The 327-nt window shown below is 63.9% G+C and carries 1 protein-coding gene; it reads right to left on the reverse strand.

The window, feature by feature from the left end; genetic code table 11:
- On the reverse strand, positions 1 to 327 hold a 327-nt coding region (locus XH80_RS02790), incomplete at both ends, for a hypothetical protein (protein ID WP_271597232.1).

Below are 327 nucleotides of genomic sequence, written 5' to 3' on the forward strand. Positions count from 1 at the left end.
ACGCCGGAACCGCCGTCGGAGGCCGTGCCACTGATTGTGAGGCCAGCCGCCGCCTCAGTCTTGTTGATGGTGTTGTCGCTCGCGATCGGGCTCGTGATCGCAATCGTCGGCACGGTGGTGTCGACCTTGTAGCTGGCGTTGTCGGTCACCGAGGTCGCCGTCAATGTCGCGCTGTTGCCCGCTGCATCCTTGATCGCGCCGCCGTTCAGGCTGAGCGCATTGGCGTTAATGCTGATGCCGTTGGTGTCGGTCTGGCCTGACTGGATGGTGTAGGTGAACACCAGCGAGCCGCTACCGCTGCCCGACGAGTAGTTGGCCTGCACCGTG

It is taken from the genome of Bradyrhizobium sp. CCBAU 45384 (assembly GCF_028128665.1).
In the GTDB taxonomy this organism is placed as follows: domain Bacteria; phylum Pseudomonadota; class Alphaproteobacteria; order Rhizobiales; family Xanthobacteraceae; genus Bradyrhizobium; species Bradyrhizobium manausense.